At 62.1% G+C, this 18,612-nt stretch carries 13 protein-coding genes; 7 read left to right on the top strand and 6 right to left on the bottom strand.

What is annotated here, in order from left to right:
* Positions 1-4: 4 nt before the first annotated feature.
* From ACTQ48_RS02140 to ACTQ48_RS02130, 3 genes are all read right to left on the bottom strand, one after another.
* Positions 5-1,012: an FhaA domain-containing protein gene (locus ACTQ48_RS02140; protein ID WP_441570016.1), complete on the bottom strand. Its 1,008-nt coding sequence runs from the start codon at positions 1,010-1,012 to the stop codon at positions 5-7.
* On the bottom strand, positions 1,009-2,862 hold the full coding sequence (locus ACTQ48_RS02135) for a serine/threonine-protein kinase (RefSeq protein ID WP_441570015.1): 1,854 nt from the start codon (positions 2,860-2,862) through the stop codon (positions 1,009-1,011). Before ACTQ48_RS02135 ends, ACTQ48_RS02140 begins: the two co-directional genes overlap by 4 nt.
* Positions 2,863-3,006: 144 nt before the next feature.
* Complete coding sequence (locus ACTQ48_RS02130) at positions 3,007-3,732, bottom strand: hypothetical protein (RefSeq protein ID WP_427719328.1); 726 nt, start codon at positions 3,730-3,732, stop codon at positions 3,007-3,009.
* 115 nt (positions 3,733-3,847) lie between these two features.
* Here ACTQ48_RS02130 and dnaX point away from each other — a divergent pair, with 115 nt between their 5' ends.
* The 7 genes from dnaX to nifJ all read left to right on the top strand — a co-directional run bounded on the left by dnaX (position 3,848) and on the right by nifJ (position 15,432).
* Entirely contained in the window at positions 3,848-6,337 is a 2,490-nt protein-coding gene (gene dnaX / locus ACTQ48_RS02125) for a DNA polymerase III subunit gamma/tau (protein ID WP_441570014.1), read from the top strand.
* Positions 6,338-6,558: 221 nt separating this feature from the next.
* The gene (locus ACTQ48_RS02120; protein WP_441570013.1) at positions 6,559-6,879 is read left to right on the top strand and encodes a YbaB/EbfC family nucleoid-associated protein; all 321 of its coding nucleotides are present in this window, start codon (positions 6,559-6,561) and stop codon (positions 6,877-6,879) included.
* Between the two features lie 13 nt (positions 6,880-6,892).
* Complete coding sequence (gene recR, locus ACTQ48_RS02115; protein WP_099432550.1) at positions 6,893-7,489, top strand: recombination mediator RecR; 597 nt, start codon at positions 6,893-6,895, stop codon at positions 7,487-7,489.
* Between the two features lie 243 nt (positions 7,490-7,732).
* Complete coding sequence (locus ACTQ48_RS02110; RefSeq protein ID WP_441570012.1) at positions 7,733-8,635, top strand: hypothetical protein; 903 nt, start codon at positions 7,733-7,735, stop codon at positions 8,633-8,635.
* Complete coding sequence (locus ACTQ48_RS02105; RefSeq protein WP_441570011.1) at positions 8,632-10,473, top strand: serine/threonine protein kinase; 1,842 nt, start codon at positions 8,632-8,634, stop codon at positions 10,471-10,473. The genes ACTQ48_RS02110 and ACTQ48_RS02105 overlap by 4 nt, the downstream gene beginning before the upstream one ends.
* 3 nt (positions 10,474-10,476) lie before the next feature.
* A complete protein-coding gene (locus tag ACTQ48_RS02100; protein ID WP_154518466.1) occupies positions 10,477-11,415 on the top strand; it encodes an FHA domain-containing protein in 939 nt (312 codons plus the stop codon).
* Between the two features lie 477 nt (positions 11,416-11,892).
* Positions 11,893-15,432: a pyruvate:ferredoxin (flavodoxin) oxidoreductase gene (nifJ, locus tag ACTQ48_RS02095; protein ID WP_441570010.1), complete on the top strand. Its 3,540-nt coding sequence runs from the start codon at positions 11,893-11,895 to the stop codon at positions 15,430-15,432.
* A 371-nt stretch (positions 15,433-15,803) separates the two neighbouring features.
* On the opposite strand, the gene ACTQ48_RS02090 is transcribed toward nifJ, so the two are convergent.
* The 3 genes from ACTQ48_RS02090 to ACTQ48_RS02080 form a co-directional block, all read right to left on the bottom strand.
* Complete coding sequence (locus tag ACTQ48_RS02090; protein WP_441064199.1) at positions 15,804-17,165, bottom strand: ATP-binding protein; 1,362 nt, start codon at positions 17,163-17,165, stop codon at positions 15,804-15,806.
* Positions 17,166-17,407: 242 nt separating this feature from the next.
* Complete coding sequence (locus ACTQ48_RS02085; protein ID WP_368138240.1) at positions 17,408-17,932, bottom strand: hypothetical protein; 525 nt, start codon at positions 17,930-17,932, stop codon at positions 17,408-17,410.
* Between the two features lie 2 nt (positions 17,933-17,934).
* Positions 17,935-18,351, bottom strand: coding sequence for a DUF3830 family protein (locus ACTQ48_RS02080; RefSeq protein WP_154518619.1), 417 nt, complete (start codon positions 18,349-18,351; stop codon positions 17,935-17,937).
* Between the last annotated feature and the right edge of the window lie 261 nt (positions 18,352-18,612).

Here is an 18,612-nt window from a genome sequence, read left to right as displayed (position 1 = left end):
GCGATTAACCCCTAAATTCAAAGGTGCTCAGGCCAAACGTTAGCAGATCGCCGTTGCGCAGCGGGCAGCGCGTGATGCGGCGGTTGTTGACGAGCGTGCCGTTGGTGGAGTTGAGGTCCTCGATCGACCAGTCAGAGCCGGTAAAGGTGAGCTGGGCATGACGGCGCGACACGTTGGGGTCGCGCAGGGCGATGTCGGATACCGAGCGCTCACGACCGATGGTCACCTGCGCGGAGGTGATGTTGTGGCTCTCGCCGCTCACGACGTCGACGAGTTGGGCGAGCGGACGCTGTGGGGCGCGGGGGCTTGCCATGTTGGAGGCGATGCTGGTCGCAGCGCCAAGGCCCACGGCGGCGCCAGTGGCAGCCGCTCCGCCCATACCGGCAAGTGCGTCGCGCGAGACGGTTTGCGGCACAGGGATGGGGGCTGCGGGATCGGGGACATTGGGTGCAAAGGGGTCGGCCACAGCGAGCGGGTCGGGAGTGGCAGCGCGGGGTGTCGGCTGCTGCTGGGGCATGGCGGCCGGGTATTGCTGCGGCGATGCAAACTGCTGCTGACCGGCGCGGGGGGCGCTTGCGGCACGGCTTGTGGCCGAGCTGTTCTGTCCCAGGCCATTTTGATAGGCGCGCTCTTCCTCGTACAGACGGCCGAGCGTGGGAGCGTCGACGTTCTCGGCAAAGACCGAGAACTTGCCGGCGCGCAGCTGAGGGTCGATCATAAAGCGAACAAGGGGCTCGCCGACAAAGACGTAGCGGCGTTTTTCGGCCTGCGCCTTCACAAACTCGCGCACCTCGCGCGAAAGCTCGGGATAGAACGGGGCAAGCATGGGATCGTCATCGGTGGCGATCAGGATGGTATAGAGCGCCGGCGCGGTGTTGACGCCGTTGATCACCAGAGTTTGATCCTCCATGTCGCGAGCAGCCTGCTTGGCAAGCTTCTTAAAGGAGAACGGGGCACGGGTGGCACCGAAGATGCCGGCCACGTGGTCCTCGAAGATGTTCAGGAAGTTCACGAAAGATCACTCTCCGTATAGGTTCTTTGGTATCCGAGCAAATACAGGCATATCCCAACGATTATAGAGGATAGGATTCCCGCAACCGCCGCCTTGGCGACGACCGTGCCCGCAAGGCTGGCAATTTCCATATGGTGTGCAAGACAAAACGATACGGCCGAGCCGATACCGGCGACGGCAATTGCGACGATGGCGGCGAGGTTTGACCCCTGCTCGGCGCGCTTGGCATGGGCATTGAGCAGCAGCGACGTTGTCGCGGCTGCTGCTGCAATCAGTGCGAAGGCGGCCCAGAGGAACGCGTCGCCCAGCGCTGCGGCGACATTGCCAAGCCCCAGCACGCCTCCCGTAGGGAGGGCAGCTGCGGCCAGGCGGGCAAAAAGCGCGCCTATACCCGTGGCGGCAGCGGCGCTTGCCGGGCCGAGCCAAAACGCCGCGAAGCCCGCGGCGGCCCCGGCGGCAAGGATGGCGTCGCCGGTTAGACAACCTAGCGCAAGCGCGCAGGTGAGTGCCGCGCTCGCGGCCGCTTCGGTGCGTCCCCAGGCAATCCACCATCCGGACATGGCGGCGGCAAAAATGACCGCGACCGGCAGCATCGACAGGATGCCCTGCTCCTGCATGGTGGCGTTGGCCATGAGCACCAAAAAGCCCACGGCCGAGATAGCCGAGCCGATCTGCGGTGCCAAGCCTGCCGCCGCGCCAATAGCGATGGCCGCGGCGACCAGCCCGGGAAGCGCCGCGACGCCCGCTGTCTGCATAAGCAAAAAGCTGAAGGTTGCACACGTTAGTGCCGAGATACCGCGCATGGTGTAATCGCGCGCGCAGCTCCAGCGCGTGCCCGCCCAACCAAGCGCGGGGTCGACTTCGATGGCGTTATCCTCGTAAGGTAGCGACTCCATATCGTCTGCCGCGTGCTCGTCGTCCGAAAGCTCGCTTACCATCTGCTCCAAGCTGCGACGGCCTTCGCGCACGCTCCCCAAGCCGGCAAGGAGTTGGTCGCAGAATGCCTCGATGCTATCGGGGCGGTCTTGCGGCATAGGGGAGAGGGCGCTCATGAGCGCTGCCTCGGCTCCCGGGGGAAAGTGCGGGATCGGCTCGCTGGGGTAGGTGGCGCCGCCGATGATGCGGTCGAGCGAGTCGGCAGGCGTTGCCGCAATAAAGGGGGCGCTGCCGCACAGGCCCTCGTAGATCACGCAGGCAAGGGCAAAGACATCGGCGCGCTCGTCGACCGTGCCGGTCTCGATATCGAGCTGTTCGGGCGGCATGTAGCCGATGGTGCCGCCGCGCGATCCGCCAAAGCCGCCGGCAGATGACAGCCGCGCCATGCCAAAGTCGGTGAGCTTTACATTGCCCGAGTGGTCAATGAGCACATTGGCGGGCTTTATATCCAGATGAAGCACGCCGTTTGCATGGGCAAAGGTGAGCGCCTGACCCAACGCGTCGGCAATGGTCGCTGCCTCGTCAAAGGTGAGCGAGTGGCCGTCCACACGATGCAAAAACTCGGCCAGCGACATGCCGTCGACATACTCCATGACCAGGTAGGCATAGGCGGTGTCATGCGTAAAGTCGATAACCTGCACGATATTGGGATGTTGAAGCATGGCGGCGGTATGTGCCTCGCGCAGTACATCCATGATGTCGCTGGCGGGCATGCCGGAGCCGTTGATAAGAGGGATGCGCTTAATGGCCACGCGACGACGCAGGTGCGTGTCGCGGCAAATCTCGATGGAGCCAAAACCACCGGTCGCAAGCGTCTCGAGCGGCTGGTACCGCTTGAGCAGCTCGCGAGAGCTGGTGCCCTCCAAAGGGACGTCCGGCGAGAACCGGGCGGTATGTTGCGAGAAAAGCGGCATGGCCAACCCTCGTGCGTTTAAAGTTCGTTTGCGAGCGGCGGGCGCGGGGCCGAGCCATTCGCGGTGGCATAGATGCTGCTAGTGTAGCACGCTCTGGTGCATGGGGAGGATAGCGGGATGCGAGGCTGCCTGTCTGACTTGGCCTTAGCGCTTCTTCTTGCCCTTCTTCTGCTTGCACTGCTTGCCCTTGTTGTCCTGGGGCTTGTCTGCCTTGTCTCCCTGCTTGGCCTCGGCTGCAGCCTTCTCGGCCTTCATTTTCTTCTTCTTGGTCTCGATGCGGAGCTTTTTGTTGATGCGCGCCTTAAGGAAGGAGCCAAACTGCTCGGCGTCGCCGCGAACAAAGGTGTCCTTGGGGATCGTCACGCCCTGGTCTGCGAACATGGCAACAAAGATGCGCTCGCCGTCGAGTACGTGGTCGAGCTTCTCAAACGGGAAGAACTGCGACTTGCCGCTCTTGCCCCATACCATCAAGCCGTCCTCGTTGGCGGCGACGCGGCGATAGCGGCCACCCATGGACTTGTCGGCCTCGACGGCGTCGATAAAGTCGCGGGCGAGCGTGTGGTGCAGGTTTTTGCTCCACCAGGCCAAAAAGGCGCCGAACACGATCAGGACGACGCCAAACTTGATCCAGTTGCCGCCGGCCACCAACATGCCGATGCCGAGCAGCGCGGCAATTGCCGCGGCGACATACAGCGAGCCGCGACGCCTGGGCGAGGCGACCAAGCGGGCGAAGTCGGTGACGAGGTCGTTTTCGTACTGATACTCGTTGAGGTACAGGATGCCGTCGTCGGCTGCTGCCTGTTTCTCGAGCGCGACCTCGACCTGGTCGGCTGCTTCGGAGGGAACGAGGTTGCTCTCTGCGTCTGCCATGCTCTTTGGACTCCTATCGCGGCGGGCTCGCCGTACGGGTTATTATGAGTGCAGTATGCCGTGCGACCGCATGGCCGTCGCGGCAACAAAACTCAGTATACCCGGGGGAGCACCCATGGAATCGTTGTACCGAAAGTATCGCCCGCTCACCTTCGACTCCGTGGTGGGCCAGCAGCATATCGTCTCGACGCTCGAGCACGCCATCACCGAGGGACGCCTGTCCCACGCGTACCTGTTCTGCGGACCGCGCGGCACGGGCAAGACCACCATGGCGCGCATTCTGGCCAAGGCGCTGCTATGCCGCAATGCCGAGGCGGCGCGCGCCGAGGGCGCAAGCGGCTGCATGCCCGACGGCACTTGCGAAGAGTGCGAGCTCATCGCCGAGGGCAACCACCCCGATGTCTACGAGCTCGATGCCGCAAGCCGTACGGGCGTGGACAATGTGCGCGAGGAGATCATCAACTCCGTTAACTTTGCCCCGGTGCGTGGCAAGTACAAGATCTATATCATCGACGAGGTCCATATGCTCACGACGGCGGCGTTTAACGCGCTGCTCAAGACGCTCGAGGAGCCGCCGGCGCACGTGATCTTTGTGTTGTGCACCACCGATCCGCAAAAGATTCTGGAGACCATCCTCTCGCGCTGCCAGCGCTTCGATTTCCACCGCATCGGCAACGAGGATATCGAGCATCGCCTGTCCTACGTGTGCGAGCAGGAGGGCTTCGATTACGACGACGAGGCGCTGGCCATCGTGGCGCGCCATGCCAAGGGCGGCATGCGCGACGCGCTTTCCACGCTGGAGCAGCTGAGCGTTTTTGGCAACGGCGCCGTGCATGCGGACGATGCCCGCTCGCTTTTGGGCGAGGTTTCGGACCAGATCCTGGGCGAGTTTGCCCGCGCCATCGCCGAGCGTGATATTGCTGAACTCTATGGGCTCATTCGCGCACAGGTCGAGGAGGGCAATGACTTGCTTGAGCTGACGCGCGACCTGGTGGCGCACGTGCGCGACGTGTATGTGGCCTGCGTTGCCGGTACCCGTGGCGAGCTGTTTGAGGGCGGGGCCGAGCAGGCTGAGGCGCTTGCTGCCGAGGCCGCTGCCTTTGGCGGGCATCCGGCCGACCGTCTGGCCCGCGTGCTGACAGTGCTCGACGATGCCGCGTTGGAGATGAGGGGTGCGAGCGACGTGCGCCTGGTGCTCGAGATCGCCTGCACGCGCCTGGCACGTCCCGAGGCCGATCTGACCATTGAGGCCCTGGCCGAGCGCGTGGCACGCTTGGAGGCCATGGTCGCCAACGCCGCGGTGCCGGCGAGCGTGGCTGCTGCTGGTGCTGCGCCCGCGGCTGTCGCGGCTGCACCTGTGGCGACACAACAACCGACGCTGATCTCGGGTGCCCGAGCTGCCGCTCCGACGGCATCTGCCGCTCCCGCCGCTGCGTCTGCGCACCAGGGCGGCATGCCCTGGGACCGCGGCGCTGCCGCTCCGGCGGCCCAGCCCGCGCCGGCCCCCAAGCCCGCTGCGCCTGCGCCTCAGCCTGCCCCGGCTCCGATGCCCCAGCCCGTTGCGGCCCCCGCGCCTATCACCGCTCCGGCGCCTAAGCCCCAGCCCAACACTGCCGCTCAGGTTGCTGCCGCCGGCGCCGCCGAGACCCCTGCGGTCGAGGATGCCGGCGAGCTCCAGCGCAAATGGGTCGAGGTCGTCGAGCGCGTCAAGGCCCAACAACCTTCTTATGCGGCACTCCTGTTGAACGCTCGCGCTACGGCAGACGATGGTTCTAAGCTTACGGTCTCGTTCCCTACGGCATTTGCTATCAAGATGCTCGGGCGTGCTGATACACAGGCGGTGTTTTTGCCGACAGTCAGTGCGGTCTTCGGTCGTCGCACCGTCGACTATGTCCTGGATGGGGGTGTCAGGCCGGCTCCTCAACATGAGGAGCTTTCTCCATCTGCACGGGCTGCGGCATCTGCGGACCCGCAACCCGTGTCCTCGGCGGCCCCTGCATCCTTGAGCGCCAGCGCGACGCAGCCAAAAGCGGCACCGGTAGCGGCACCGATCCCGTCGGTGACTGAACCCGCCGTGTCCAAACCGGCTGCTCCGATCCCCGCGTCCAAGCCCGCTGCCGCGCCTGCACCCAAGTCATCCGACCTGGCCAAGGCCCCCTGGCTGCGCTCCGACAACCCTGCCGGTGCTCCTGCCACGGGCAAGCTCCCGACCGAGCCCGCGCCCCGAGCGCCCGAGCGCGCGTCTGCTCCCAAGATTCAGCCGTCTGCGCAGGCTGCGCCATGGGAATCCGAGCAGGTACCCTACGACGACGCCATGGTCGGCGGCTTCGCCGGCGATGCGAACGGGGAAGATCTTGCTCCGTTCGACATGCCTGCCGCGGCGCCTGCGCCCAGCCCTGCCGCTTCGGCCGCAGCTCCCGCGGCTGCGACGTCCGCTCCTGCAAGTGACGACGCCCTCGCTGCCCCTTGGGAGTCCAACCCCGGTGCTGGCAGTCCTTTCGGTCACCAGGGCGCAGCCCCGGGCATCCCGCAGACCGAGGACGAGGCCAAAGCCCTCATACGTAGTGTCTTTGGCCAGTCCACCATCTTCAAGCCGGTGGAGTAACTATGCGGGCGGGTATATACGCCGAGTTGTGAGACCTTGCATAATTCGACCTTGCATAGTCTTGGGCGGCGCGTCACGCTAGAGGACATGTACATCGACTGAGTTAGCGCGACCGCCCCGCTCGTTTGCCCCGCGCCGTGGTACGATTTTTGAGTTTGAAAGTCCCGCCGTGCCCGGCTGCCCTTGCAGCTTGTCGCGCGACCACACGTAAAGGAGCCATCATGGCCGGTATGAACATGCAGCAGATGATGAAGCGGGCCCGCAAGATGCAGGAGCAGCTTGCCGCCGCGCAGGAGAACCTCAAGTCCCAGACCGTCGACGCTTCTGCCGGCGGCGGCATGGTCAAGGTGACCGTTAACGGCGAGATGGAGCTCGTCAACCTCACCATCGACCCCGATGCGCTCGATCCCGAGGACGTCGATATGCTGCAGGACATGATTATGGCTGCCGTCAACGAGGCCGTCCGCGGCGTCAACGAGCTCGCCAACAAGCAGATGGGCGCCATCGCCGGCGGCCTCAACATCCCGGGCATGCCGTTCTAAGACGCGCACATATATGAGTGCCAACCATAGTCTGCAAAAACTGCTCGATGAGCTGGGCCGTCTGCCGGGCATTGGCCCCAAATCGGCCCAGCGCATCGCCTACTACCTGCTCGAGGCCGACGCCGAGGAGGCGCGCCGCCTGGCCGAGGCCATTCTAGAGGTTAAGCAGGAAGTGCATTTTTGCAGCCGCTGCTTTAATTACGCCACCGCTGACGAGTGCTCCATCTGCCAAGACTCGATGCGCGACACCACCCGCATCTGCGTGGTGGGTGAGCCGCGCGATGTCCAGGCGATTGAGCGCACGGGCAGCTACCACGGCCTCTACCACGTGCTGGGCGGCGTGATCAGCCCCATGGACAAGATCGGCCCCGAGCAGCTGCACATCCGCGAGTTGCTGGCGCGCTTGGGCCACGAGGACATCCACGAGGTCATTATCGCCACCAACCCCAACATTGAGGGCGAGACCACGGCGAGCTACCTTGCCCGCACCATCAAGCCTCTGGGCGTCGAGGTGTCGCGTCTGGCGAGCGGCCTGCCCGTGGGAGGCGACCTGGAGTATGCTGACGAGCTTACGCTCGGCCGTGCTATCGAGGCCCGTCGTGCGATCTAGGCGGCGTCAGCTCCGCGGCATGTCCCGTCGGCCTGCCGCACGGGGCGCTCATAATTGGGCACGCGTTCATGCATTTGTTGTACAACAAACCTGCTTTTCATCCGCTTATCGCGTGGATGGGTCCACTCGCACCTCGTATTTGCCCATTCGTTGCACAACCTTTTGGGTTCGCTGATACACTCAAATGTGGATATGAAAGAATGCGCCGCTTTTAAGCGGCGTGTTTTTGTTGGAGGAGAACGCATGCGGCCCGCTAGCACTCAGACAAAGCATGGCGCCGCGGTGCGCATGCGACGCCGGCTGGGCCTGGCGCCTCGGGCGTACGTGCTGCTGTCTTGCTCGCTTGTACTGGTCATAGCCGGTGTTTCGGCTTATGGCATGACGGTGCCGTCCATGGTACAGGCGCATGCTGCGCGCGAGCTGCATATTGGGCGCAAGGCCAAAAGCGACTTGGGAACGACAACCGGATATGCGTGGGCGAGCGTGTTCTCGCATGTTGTGTTCGGTGGCGACGATGCGGACAGTCCAGAAACATCGGACAACGAGGTTACGCTGGCAAACGGCAAGACCATCGTGCTCACCAACACCAAGGTCATTACGAAGCTTTCCAACAACAGTGTGGCTTCTGTCGTCAATAAGGCCGAGCAGCAGAAGGGGCAGGACGCCCAACAGACAGGCCAGCCCGGCGGTTCGGGTTCGTCTGGCTCCAGCTCCGATTCGTCGGGCGGCGGTTCCGGTTCGGGCTCCGCCTCTGGCGGTGGATCTTCGAGTGATGGCTCGACGGACGGCGGTGCCGGCGGCGACACGGGCTCGGGTGGTCTCTCGGCTGCCGAGGAGGAGAGTATTCACAGCTGGCTCGTGACCAAATACAACATGCTCGATGGCTATGTCGCCCGCGCCAACAGCGTGGTTTCGACCTATAACGCTACGGGCGATACCGGACCGTGCGATAGCCTGACCAACGATATGTTTGTCATCCGTGCCGAGTTTGGCCGGCAAACGTTTTCTCCCAAGTCAAAGTGGTATCAGCAATACGCCAACCTATGGGGTTGCTACACCAATCTGTGCCAATGGGTGGGGCATTATGGCGATGACGACGTCGCGCTCAACAACTTCAATACCAAAGTGGCGGCGATCGCCCTATGACGAATAGCCTTGCTTCTGTGGCAACCCAGTCGCTCAGCCGTGACCCTATGGTGGGCCTGCGCCTGGCGCGCGTTGGAGGGTTTGAGCCCGCCATTGCGCTGGGCCCGGACGAGCTTCCCGCCTACCTGCGCCGTTTTACGATGCTGTTTGCCGATGACGCCACCATGCGCCGCGGCGGTATCGGCCGTGTGACGCGTGCCGTCAACGCGCAGGGCGAGGCCGTGGCACTCAAGCAGCTCATCTTGCCAACGCGCGACGAATTTGATGACGATGTCGCCCACGAGGCGCTGGTCACCAAGTTCAAGGCGGCGTTTCGCGAAGAATACGAATGCCATCGCGCCCTTTCGGGCCTTAGAGGCTTTCCCCGCCTGTATGGATGGGGCGAGGTTGACGGCGTGCCCGCGATTGTCATGGAGTGGGTCGAGGGCGAGACGCTCGCTCGCCTGCGCTCGCGCCTTGCCGTGGACGATGCCGGGCGTCTGTCGCCGCTCCTGGCGGCGCGCCTGGGACGCGACCTGTTCGATCTGCTCTGCCGCATGAGCTTGGTAGGCGAGGGGTTCGTCCATCGCGATATCTCGCCCGCTAATATTATGGTGCGCACGGCGCGCCTGCCGCTCGACCGACAGCTTGCCGAAGGCACCTTCGACCTGTGCTTGATCGACTTTGGCTCTTCGCTGGCGCTCGAACCCGCCTCTGCGGTGGCCGGCACCGGCGGCAAGGCGTCGTTTACCGAGCGCTATGCCACGTTGCGCCGCGCGACGGTGGCCTACGCCCCGCCCGAGATGCTCACCGATGATATCCCCGACCTGCGCATGCTTCGCATGTCGCCGGCAATCGATGTGTATGCAGCGGCGAGTACGGTCTACGAGCTCATCGCCGGTGTCGCGCCGTACGAAGTAGCGCCGGGTGCGTCGGGTACTTCGGGCTCGCGCAAAAAGACGTGCGATATCGCCAGCCCTTATCGCCTCAAGATGGATACGCTGCCCGATTATCCCGTTGGCGCCCACGCGCCCGGCTGCGACTTGACGCAACTGCTGCGACGCGAGCCCGATGTGGCACTTGCCGCGGCCGAACAGGCTCAGCAGCTGGGACTCGATCCAAATTCCGAGGATCTGCGCGATGCGCTGGCGTTTGTCGATGCCCAGTTGTTCGACGTGGTCATGGCCTGCCTGTCCTGCCATCAGGAAGATCGTCCCGAGCCGGCTGCGGTGGAGGCGGCGCTCTCGGCATTTTGCGACCACTATGCGCAAAATGTCGCCCGCTCGCTTCGCGCCGAGCCGCTCATGCCGTGCCCGATGGAGGTATCGGGGCACACGGCCCGGCGTGCGGCGATGGTTGGTGCGACGGCGGTATGCGGCGTGCTTTGGGCTGTGGTCGTGGTATCAGCTGCGCTGTTGGCGTCGGGCGCCCATGTGACGCTCGTCGTAGGACCGCTTATGTGGTCCGGGAAGCTGCCGGCCATTATCGCCGCACTGGCGTTGGCACCGCCGGGCATGGTGGGCATCGCTGCCGGCGCCATGGCACACGATCGTCGCACGGGGTTCCTGCATGGCGTACTGGCGCTTTCTGCCTGCGAGGTTCCGGTGCTGATCGCGGTTGCATGCACCGTGTTTTCCCAGCGCGCCGTAGCGAGCGGCTTCATTGCCGCCTTAATTGCAACCTATGCGCTCACGTGGTTTTTGCTGGCGATGGGGTTTGCCTTTGAGCTTCCCGTCGTGTCAGCGCGACGTGCGAAAATTTCCATGGCGACGCCGCTTGCCGGCGGAGCCGCGGCTGCTCGCGCCTTTGGCGGGCCGGTCGAAGTATCCGACACTATCTCTGCGACCAAGGAGGGCTAAGCCATGGCTTCTCAAGCTGAGCTCACCCCGTGCGGGGCAATGTTTGACATCTTTAAGCGCGCAGCGCACCTGAGCCATATCGAACTGTGCGGCCTGGTGCTCTCGAGCCGCCCGCTCGTCGACGGCCGTAGTCCGCAGAGCCGTGCTGCCGATCGCTCTTGGGTTTCGCGCTTTATCGTGCGCGCGCCGGTCGGCACGCTGCAAGAACGTTATTTTGCCGATTACGGCACCTCGGCCGCGCGCATTATGTCGCAGCTGGCCCTGCGCCGCCGCAATCCCATGGACGCCACGGCCGTGACCAACATGGTGTGCGGCCCCGCTGGCGAGCCCATGGTGCGGGCACTCGAGGAATGCCATCAGGACACGAATCTCTATCGCAATGCGCTCGAGCGCCTGTCGCAGGCGGCTGAGCTCATGCCCGCCGAGCGCGCCGAGGCCATCCTGGTGCTGTTTGTCGCCGTGGGCTGCTCGGCAGATGTCCGCTCGTCGGTGACCTATGCCCTCGACTACGCTCATGCGACCTGTGGCGGCGCCACGTCGACGCCGCGCTCGCTGAGCACCTCGACGGTCACGGGCGAGCACGAGGCGGCGCCTGCGCACCCGTTGGGACTGCTGCGCGTGCAAAACGGCTACGTGGTGAGCGCCCCGCGCTGGATTCAGCCGAGTGAGGAGGGCGTCGAGATCGGCGCGCTGGCGACGGGGGAGGGCGATATCACCGATGTGGGCGATGACGTTTCGGCTCGCCATGCCCACGTGTGGTGCGATGACCAAAATGTCTGGTACGTCGAGGACCTGTCGTCCACCAACGGAACTGTGGTGGTAAACGGCGCGACGAACGTCTGCACCCAGGTCGAGCCCGGCCGCTCCGCTCAGCTCAACCCCGGTGACGAGCTCAGGCTCGGAGAATCCACAACCTACGCCATCCTCCTCGGCGCCCTCTGACTCATCTCCTAAATAAGTTGCGGTGAAATAGGGACTGTTTAAGGCTACGGCCGGCAAAAACAGTCCCTATTTCACCGCAGCTGCCATTTGGTCCCTCGGTGACGGAAGGATTATTTTTGCCCTTGATGGTCGCTCGGGGTAAACCTTTACCGCCCGCCTATATTTGTCGAAATTACACTTGACGGCGGGGTACAATAAACCCGCATGCGGATTTCCGTTGCGGGCGCTTCCCATCACCGGGGCGTGCCCGGGAGCATCCGGCATGCGGCCTTTGCGGCGCTCGATCATGTGCAAGACGGGTAGCTGGGCCTGTGGAGCGCGTACAGCCCTCCTCGCCTCGGCATGCCTTCTCTCCACGCCATGTACCTGCTGCTGAGTCCGCCTGTCAGATGACTGGAAGCAACAGCGAAAATCCCATCACGCCAACATCCCGGTAATCGCCGGGGCCTGTATACCTATATGAGAGGAGAGGGGTATATGGCGCGTAAGTTTAAGTCTATGGACGGCAACGAGGCGGCCGCATATGTTTCGTATGCGTACACCGAGGTAGCGGGAATTTATCCCATTACGCCGTCCAGCCCGATGGCCGACCATGTCGACCAGTGGGCGGCCCAGGGTCGCAAGAACATCTTTGGCACCCCGGTCAAGGTCGTCGAGATGGAGTCCGAGGCGGGTGCAGCCGGTACCGTTCACGGTTCGCTGGGCGCCGGTGCTCTGACCACCACCTACACGGCTTCTCAGGGCCTGCTCCTGATGATCCCGAACATGTACAAGATCGCGGGCGAGCAGCTCCCGGGCGTCTTCCACGTCTCCGCGCGTTGCGTCGCTTCCCACGCCCTGAACATCTTTGGCGATCACTCCGACGTCATGGCCTGCCGCCAGACCGGTTTCGCCATGCTCGCCGAGGGCAACGTCCAGGAGGTCATGGACCTCTCGCCGGTGGCTCACCTTGCCGCCATCGAGGGTAAGACCCCGTTCCTCAACTTCTTCGACGGCTTCCGCACCAGCCACGAGATCCAGAAGGTCGCCATGTGGGACTACAAGGATCTTGCCGAGATGTGCGACATGGACGCCGTCCAGGCTTTCCGCGACCACGCGCTCAACCCTGAGCACCCGCACACCCGCGGCAGCCATGAGAACGGCGACATCTTCTTCCAGAACCGCGAGGCCTGCAACAAGGTCTACGACGAGCTCCCTGCCGTCGTCGAGGGCTACATGAAGAAGATCAACGAGAAGCTCGGCACCGATTACGGCCTGTTCAACTACTACGGCGCTCCCGATGCCGATCGCGTCGTCGTGTGCATGGGCTCCTTCTGCGACGTGCTCGAGGAAGTCATCGACTACCTCAACGCTCACGGTGAGAAGGTCGGCCTGGTCAAGGTTCGCCTGTTCCGTCCGTTCTCCATCAAGCACTTCGTGGACGTTCTCCCCGAGACCGTCCAGAAGATCGCCGTCATGGACCGCACCAAGGAGCCGGGTTCCATCGGCGAGCCGCTCTACCAGGATGTCGTCTCCGCTCTCTACGAGGCCGGCAAGACGGGTATCAAGGTCGTCGGCGGCCGTTACGGCCTGGGCAGCAAGGACACGCCTCCCGCGTCCGCGTTTGCCGTCTTCGAGGAGCTCAAGAAGGACGAGCCCAAGCGCGAGTTCACCATCGGCATTGTCGATGACGTGACCAACCTGAGCCTGCCCGAGGCCGAGGATGCGCCCAACACCGCAGCTCCCGGCACCATCGAGTGCAAGTTCTGGGGCCTGGGTGGCGACGGTACCGTCGGCGCCAACAAGAACTCGATCAAGATCATCGGCGACCACACCGACAAGTACGTTCAGGCCTACTTCCAGTACGACTCCAAGAAGACCGGCGGCGTTACCGTCTCGCACCTGCGCTTTGGTGATTCCCCGATCCGCTCGCCGTACTACGTGACCAAGGCCGACTTTGTCGCTTGCCACAACCCCAGCTACATCGTCAAGGGCTTCAAGATGGTCCGCGACGTCAAGCCTGGCGGCACCTTCCTGGTCAACTGCCAGTGGAGCGACGAGGAGTTCGCCGAGCACATGCCCGCCGTGGCCAAGCGCTACATCGCGAACAACAACGTCAACGTCTACCTGATCGACGCTATCGACCTGGCCGCCAAGGTTGGCATGGGCAAGCGCACCAACACGGTGCTCCAGTCCGCCTTCTTCGCGCTGGCCAAGGTCCTGCCCGCCGAGGACGCCCTGCAGTACATGAAGGACGCGGCTACCAAGTCCTACATGAAGAAGGGCCAGGCCATCGTCGACGCCAACCACAAGGCCATCGATGCCGGCGCTACCGCCTTCCGTAAGTTCGAGGTTCCGGCCGACTGGGCTACCGCCGAGGACGCCGCTCCTGTCGAGCTTTCCGAGGAGACCAAGTCCGCTATCGCCCAGCAGGTCAAGAACCTGCTCGAGCCCATCGATCGCATGGATGGCGACAGCCTGCCCGTTTCTGCCTTTATCGATTGTGCCGACGGTCAGTTTGAGCTGGGCGCCTCCGCATACGAGAAGCGCGGCGTCGCCGTGGTCGTTCCTCACTGGGACGAGACCAAGTGCATCCAGTGCAACCAGTGCGCCTATGTGTGCCCGCATGCCACCATCCGTCCGTTCGCGATGACCGAGGACGAGGCTGCCGCCGCGCCCGAGGCTACCCGTACGCTCGACGCCATGGGTCCCAAGGCCAAGGGCATGAAGTTCACCATGGCCGTGTCCCCGCTCGACTGCATGGGCTGCACCAACTGCGTCAAGGTCTGCCCCAAGGGCGCCCTCGAGATGGCTCCCGCCGAGCAGGAGATGGATCAGCAGCCCGTTTGGGACTACATGGTCAAGAACGTCTCCGAGAAGAAGGAGCTCATCGCGGCCAACGTCAAGGGCAGCCAGTTTAAGCAGCCCTACCTGGAGTTCTCCGGCTCCTGCGCCGGCTGCGCCGAGACCGCTTATGCACGTCTGGTGACCCAGGTCGCCGGCGACCGCATGTTCATCTCCAACGCCACCGGCTGCTCCTCCATTTGGGGCAACCCCGCTGCCACCGCTCCTTACTGCAAGGACAAGGACGGTCACGGCCCGGCGTGGAACAACTCCCTGTTCGAGGACAATGCTGAGCACGGTCTGGGCATGGCCATCGGTTACGAGGCCGTCCAGAATAAGCTGATCGCCGCCACCCAGGAGCTCATCGCTGCCGATGGTCCGTCCGACGAGCTCAAGGCCGCCGGTCAGGCTTGGATCGACTCCGTCAACGACGCCGAGGCCTCCAAGACTGCTGCTGCCGCCTACGTTGCCGAGCTCGAGAAGTGCGGCTGCGACGCTTCCAAGGCGATCCTCGCCGACAAGGCTTACCTCACCAAGAAGTCCTTCTGGATCTTCGGTGGCGACGGTTGGGCCTACGACATCGGCTTCGGTGGTCTGGACCACGTCCTGGCTTCTGGCCACAACGTCAACGTCTTCGTCTTCGACACCGAGGTCTACTCCAACACCGGCGGACAGGCCTCCAAGGCTTCGAACCTGGGCCAGGTTGCTCAGTTCGCCGCTGCCGGCAAGGTGACCAAGAAGAAGTCTCTGGCCGAGATCGCTATGAGCTATGGTTACGTCTACGTGGCGCAGGTCGCCATGGGCGCCAACCCGGCTCAGACTCTCAAGGCCATCCACGAGGCCGAGGCCTACGACGGCCCGTCCCTCATCATCGGCTACAGCCCCTGCGAGATGCACTCCATCAAGAAGGGCGGCATGCAGAACTGCCAGGCCGAGATGAAGAAGGCTGTCGAGTGCGGTTACTGGAACCTCTTCCGCTTCAACCCCGAGGCTGCTGCCGGCAAGAAGTTCTCGCTCGATTCCAAGGAGCCCGCGGGCGGCTATCAGGAGTTCCTGATGAACGAGGCCCGTTACGCTTCGCTGACGCGTTCCTTCCCCGAGCGCGCCGAGGAGCTCTTCAAGGAGAACGAGCAGGCCGCTATGGACCGCTACGCTCACCTGCTGAAGCTCAAGACGGTGTACAACGAGGCCTAGGTCTCCCACCGCAGGATCTGAGGGCTAACCTTCGCGGACGTCCTCGGACATGAAAGAACCCCCGCTGCGCACTACGTGCGGCGGGGGTTCTTTCGTCCTGCGGAATGTCCGCGAAGGTTAGCCCTCAGATCCTGCTACGACTACGTCCTCGGATTGTGGGGCTGAATGAAGGACGTGGCTGAGGGGGTCTTTTGTCCCCTTCGCTGTTTCGCGGCTTTGCCGCGAAACCTCGCGCCACTTTGGGGATGGATGGGGGACTTGGCTGTTGCCGCTTCTTATCCCTTTGCTTTTTCGCGGCTTTGCCGCGAAACGCGCAGCACCTTGGGAAATGCATTGATGCGTGGGCGGGGCTGGATTGCGGATTCAAATGGCTAGAGAGATATGGGTGCGAAAGAGAAATCGTTATTGGGGTCATCCTTTTCCATAAACTCATCGAGACAAAACGTCATGTAGATTGGAACGTACAGAACCTTGCCCTCTTTGCTGAGATTCTCGTGGCTCAGTACAACGGCCTCGGGAATTTTGTACTCGCCTACACTCATCAGACGATCGAGGGCCGCATGCGCTCGAACTTTCTTGCCCGATTTGACCTCGATTGGGACAACATGCCCGTGGGCGCCTTCGATCACAAAGTCAACTTCACCGACCTCACGCGTTTGGTAGTACCATGCATCCGCCCCGAGGGCAACGAGTTCCTGCGCGACCACGTTCTCATAGAGACCACCAAGGTTGGGAGTTTTCATATCAAGATAGACAGCGCGTGCAGTGCTACCGGGGTATCGCGATGCGAGCATGCCTGTATCAGACTCGTATAGTTTGAAGGCTGTCGTTTTCTCCGTCCTCTTGAGAGGACTCCGTGGCTCCGTCACCCTGGCGACCATCAATCCAACACCTGCGTTAACAAGCCACAGGAAATCCTGCTCATATTTTTTAAGGCGAGCTCCCTCACCCAGAGACGAAACAACAAAGCGATGAGACTCCGCCTCAAGCTGAACGGGAATTTGCTCAAAAATCGACCGAACGTTAAACGCTCGAGTCGATGCATATTTTGAGATATCGCTTTTGTACTGATCGACCAACTGAGTTTGAAGCTCACGTGTGCTCACGAGCGAATAACCCGAATCAATATAATTCTGAACGACCTCCGGCATGCCGCCGCAAACGATATAAGCTCTATAGTTCTTGAGCATCGCCTCATGAATATAGTTTTCGACAGGATGTTTCTCGACAAGGCAGCTGCGAATGCCTGCAAGCACATTCTCGCTAACGCTGTTTGCCCAACAAAACTCTTCAAAATCCATCGGGCGCATAACAATGTGCTCTACATACCCCACCGGAAAAGAAGAGATCCCCTTAAACTCAGTCCCAAGCATAGACCCCGAGAAGACATAGCTAAAGCGCCCATCCTCGACCAACGCCTTCATGAGTGTAACGATCTGCGGATACTCCTGAATCTCATCGACAAAGACAAGCGTATCGCCCTCAACAAGCGGCGCATCCGCAAGAAGGGCTACGCGGTTGATAAAGTCAACGGAGTTCTTTGCGCCAACAAGTGCATTCCTTGCTTCGATATCGAGTAGTAAATTGACCTCAAAATACGAAGCGTAGTTGCTTTTTCCAAACGCGCGAATCGCATAGCTCTTGCCGATCTGACGCGCACCAGTAACAAGTAATGCCTTATTGGAGTTATTCTTCCAGCTCAAAAGCCTATCAGTGACCTTACGGCGTAGCATTAAACCCCCAAATGACAAAAATTGACAGATAGAATCGCCTAAAATCATACAAAAATTGGCAGATAATAACGTCGTAAATATACAAAAATTGGAAGATAGCAAAGGTCCGATAAGGTCTCAAAGCCACTGAAACAGCGCTCTACTTTGCGAAGGGGCTGGGGACGCTGTTGCGTGCGTCTCCAGCCCTCTGATTCTTACTTTGGGTCCCGTGGTGGGACTATGTTGGTGCTACCTGGCTGTTTTTACCTTGTCTCGCCGCTCTCTGTGCGTAGGCGGTAGCCGTGGACGAGGTCGCTAATAGCCGGCCAGGGAATCTGGCGGTCGACCCAAAATTGGAGCTGGACCAGATAGCGCTCAGTGGCACGGGTGAGGGCCGCGAACTGTTCGTGAGTCTCTACCTGGGCGTAGAGGTCGCGGCTGTGGGCGAGGATTGCCGTAGTGTCATCCATTTTGCCGGTGACGTCAAAGGCGCCCGAGAACCAGTCGCACAGGCGCGCGGCGCTGTTGTTGATCGTTGCGAGGTCGGCGGTGCCGTCGTTGGCGTTTTCGTTGGCCTGGGCTCGCAGGAGGGAGAGAGCGTCGGCGGCGTTCATACAGTAGCCGACGGTGAAGTTCCAGACGGCGAATTCGCGGCCGGTGTCGAGCTTGCGGCGGCGCATGTAGTCGATGTCACGGGGTTCTTCGAGCATCATTTGGTCAGCGAGGGCCTCAAGTGCAGTGGTGTACTCGGCAAGGTCGAGTGCGAGCAGGGTGTTGATATCCATCATCTTTAGGCCTCCGTTTCGATCTCGACGATTTCGTTTTTAATGTACATGCCCTGGTTGTCCCAGACATTGCGGCAGGCGGCGGCAAAGCGCTCGCGGTCGGCTTCGCAGATGCGGGCGAACATGTTGCAGGTGCCAAAGGGCTCGCACACGTCAAAGAAGATGCAAATTGACGACCAGCCGCCATACCAGCTCACGGCGCCCGCTGGCTCGTGAAAGACGGGGTTCTCGATGTGCTCGTAATTGGCGATGGGGCCCGATACGGGATAGGTTACCTCGGCATCGCAGATCTTGGCCGAAAAGATACGTGACTCGACCGGACAGGACGATTCGAACAGCTTGCACGCCTCGGGAGCCTTGTCCCAGAGCATGTCGGCGAGAAACGTCTCGCCATTCAGCGTGATCTTGAGCATTTTTGTCATAGTAAGGACCTCCTCAATCCGTCGCTCAAGGGGTTCGCTGGCGGATAAGGAGAAGACAGCAGCGGGGTCGCCGAACCCAAACTTCACGACAGATCTCTGTCGCCCCAGCCCGCGCTGTTCTTCGCTAAAGTACCATGCCGTAATTGCGCGCGCAATATCAGTTTTTGAATTTCTGGAAGCGGCAATCGACGAGACGGCTCGCCGGCTGCCGGCCGACGCGCGGTAAAGGTGCTCGTCTATTCCCTAAGTTGGATGAAAAAC

Origin of the sequence: Collinsella sp. Sow4_E3 (assembly GCF_052116285.1) — a bacterium.
In the GTDB taxonomy this organism is placed as follows: domain Bacteria; phylum Actinomycetota; class Coriobacteriia; order Coriobacteriales; family Coriobacteriaceae; genus Collinsella.
This window is presented reverse-complemented; position numbering and strand designations above follow the sequence as displayed.

What these genes read in the sequence shown, in the direction of transcription:
- ACTQ48_RS02120 (WP_441570013.1), top strand. Translation starts at nt 6,559, where the DNA reads ATGGCCGGTATGAACATGCAGCAGATGATGAAGCGGGCCCGCAAGATG.
- ACTQ48_RS02100 (WP_154518466.1), top strand. Translation starts at nt 10,477, where the DNA reads ATGGCTTCTCAAGCTGAGCTCACCCCGTGCGGGGCAATGTTTGACATC.
- ACTQ48_RS02110 (WP_441570012.1), top strand. Translation starts at nt 7,733, where the DNA reads ATGCGGCCCGCTAGCACTCAGACAAAGCATGGCGCCGCGGTGCGCATG.
- ACTQ48_RS02080 (WP_154518619.1), bottom strand. Translation starts at nt 18,351, where the DNA reads ATGACAAAAATGCTCAAGATCACGCTGAATGGCGAGACGTTTCTCGCC.
- ACTQ48_RS02135 (WP_441570015.1), bottom strand. Translation starts at nt 2,862, where the DNA reads ATGCCGCTTTTCTCGCAACATACCGCCCGGTTCTCGCCGGACGTCCCT.
- ACTQ48_RS02105 (WP_441570011.1), top strand. Translation starts at nt 8,632, where the DNA reads ATGACGAATAGCCTTGCTTCTGTGGCAACCCAGTCGCTCAGCCGTGAC.
- ACTQ48_RS02085 (WP_368138240.1), bottom strand. Translation starts at nt 17,932, where the DNA reads ATGATGGATATCAACACCCTGCTCGCACTCGACCTTGCCGAGTACACC.
- ACTQ48_RS02090 (WP_441064199.1), bottom strand. Translation starts at nt 17,165, where the DNA reads ATGCTACGCCGTAAGGTCACTGATAGGCTTTTGAGCTGGAAGAATAAC.
- recR (WP_099432550.1), top strand. Translation starts at nt 6,893, where the DNA reads ATGAGTGCCAACCATAGTCTGCAAAAACTGCTCGATGAGCTGGGCCGT.
- dnaX (WP_441570014.1), top strand. Translation starts at nt 3,848, where the DNA reads ATGGAATCGTTGTACCGAAAGTATCGCCCGCTCACCTTCGACTCCGTG.
- ACTQ48_RS02130 (WP_427719328.1), bottom strand. Translation starts at nt 3,732, where the DNA reads ATGGCAGACGCAGAGAGCAACCTCGTTCCCTCCGAAGCAGCCGACCAG.
- nifJ (WP_441570010.1), top strand. Translation starts at nt 11,893, where the DNA reads ATGGCGCGTAAGTTTAAGTCTATGGACGGCAACGAGGCGGCCGCATAT.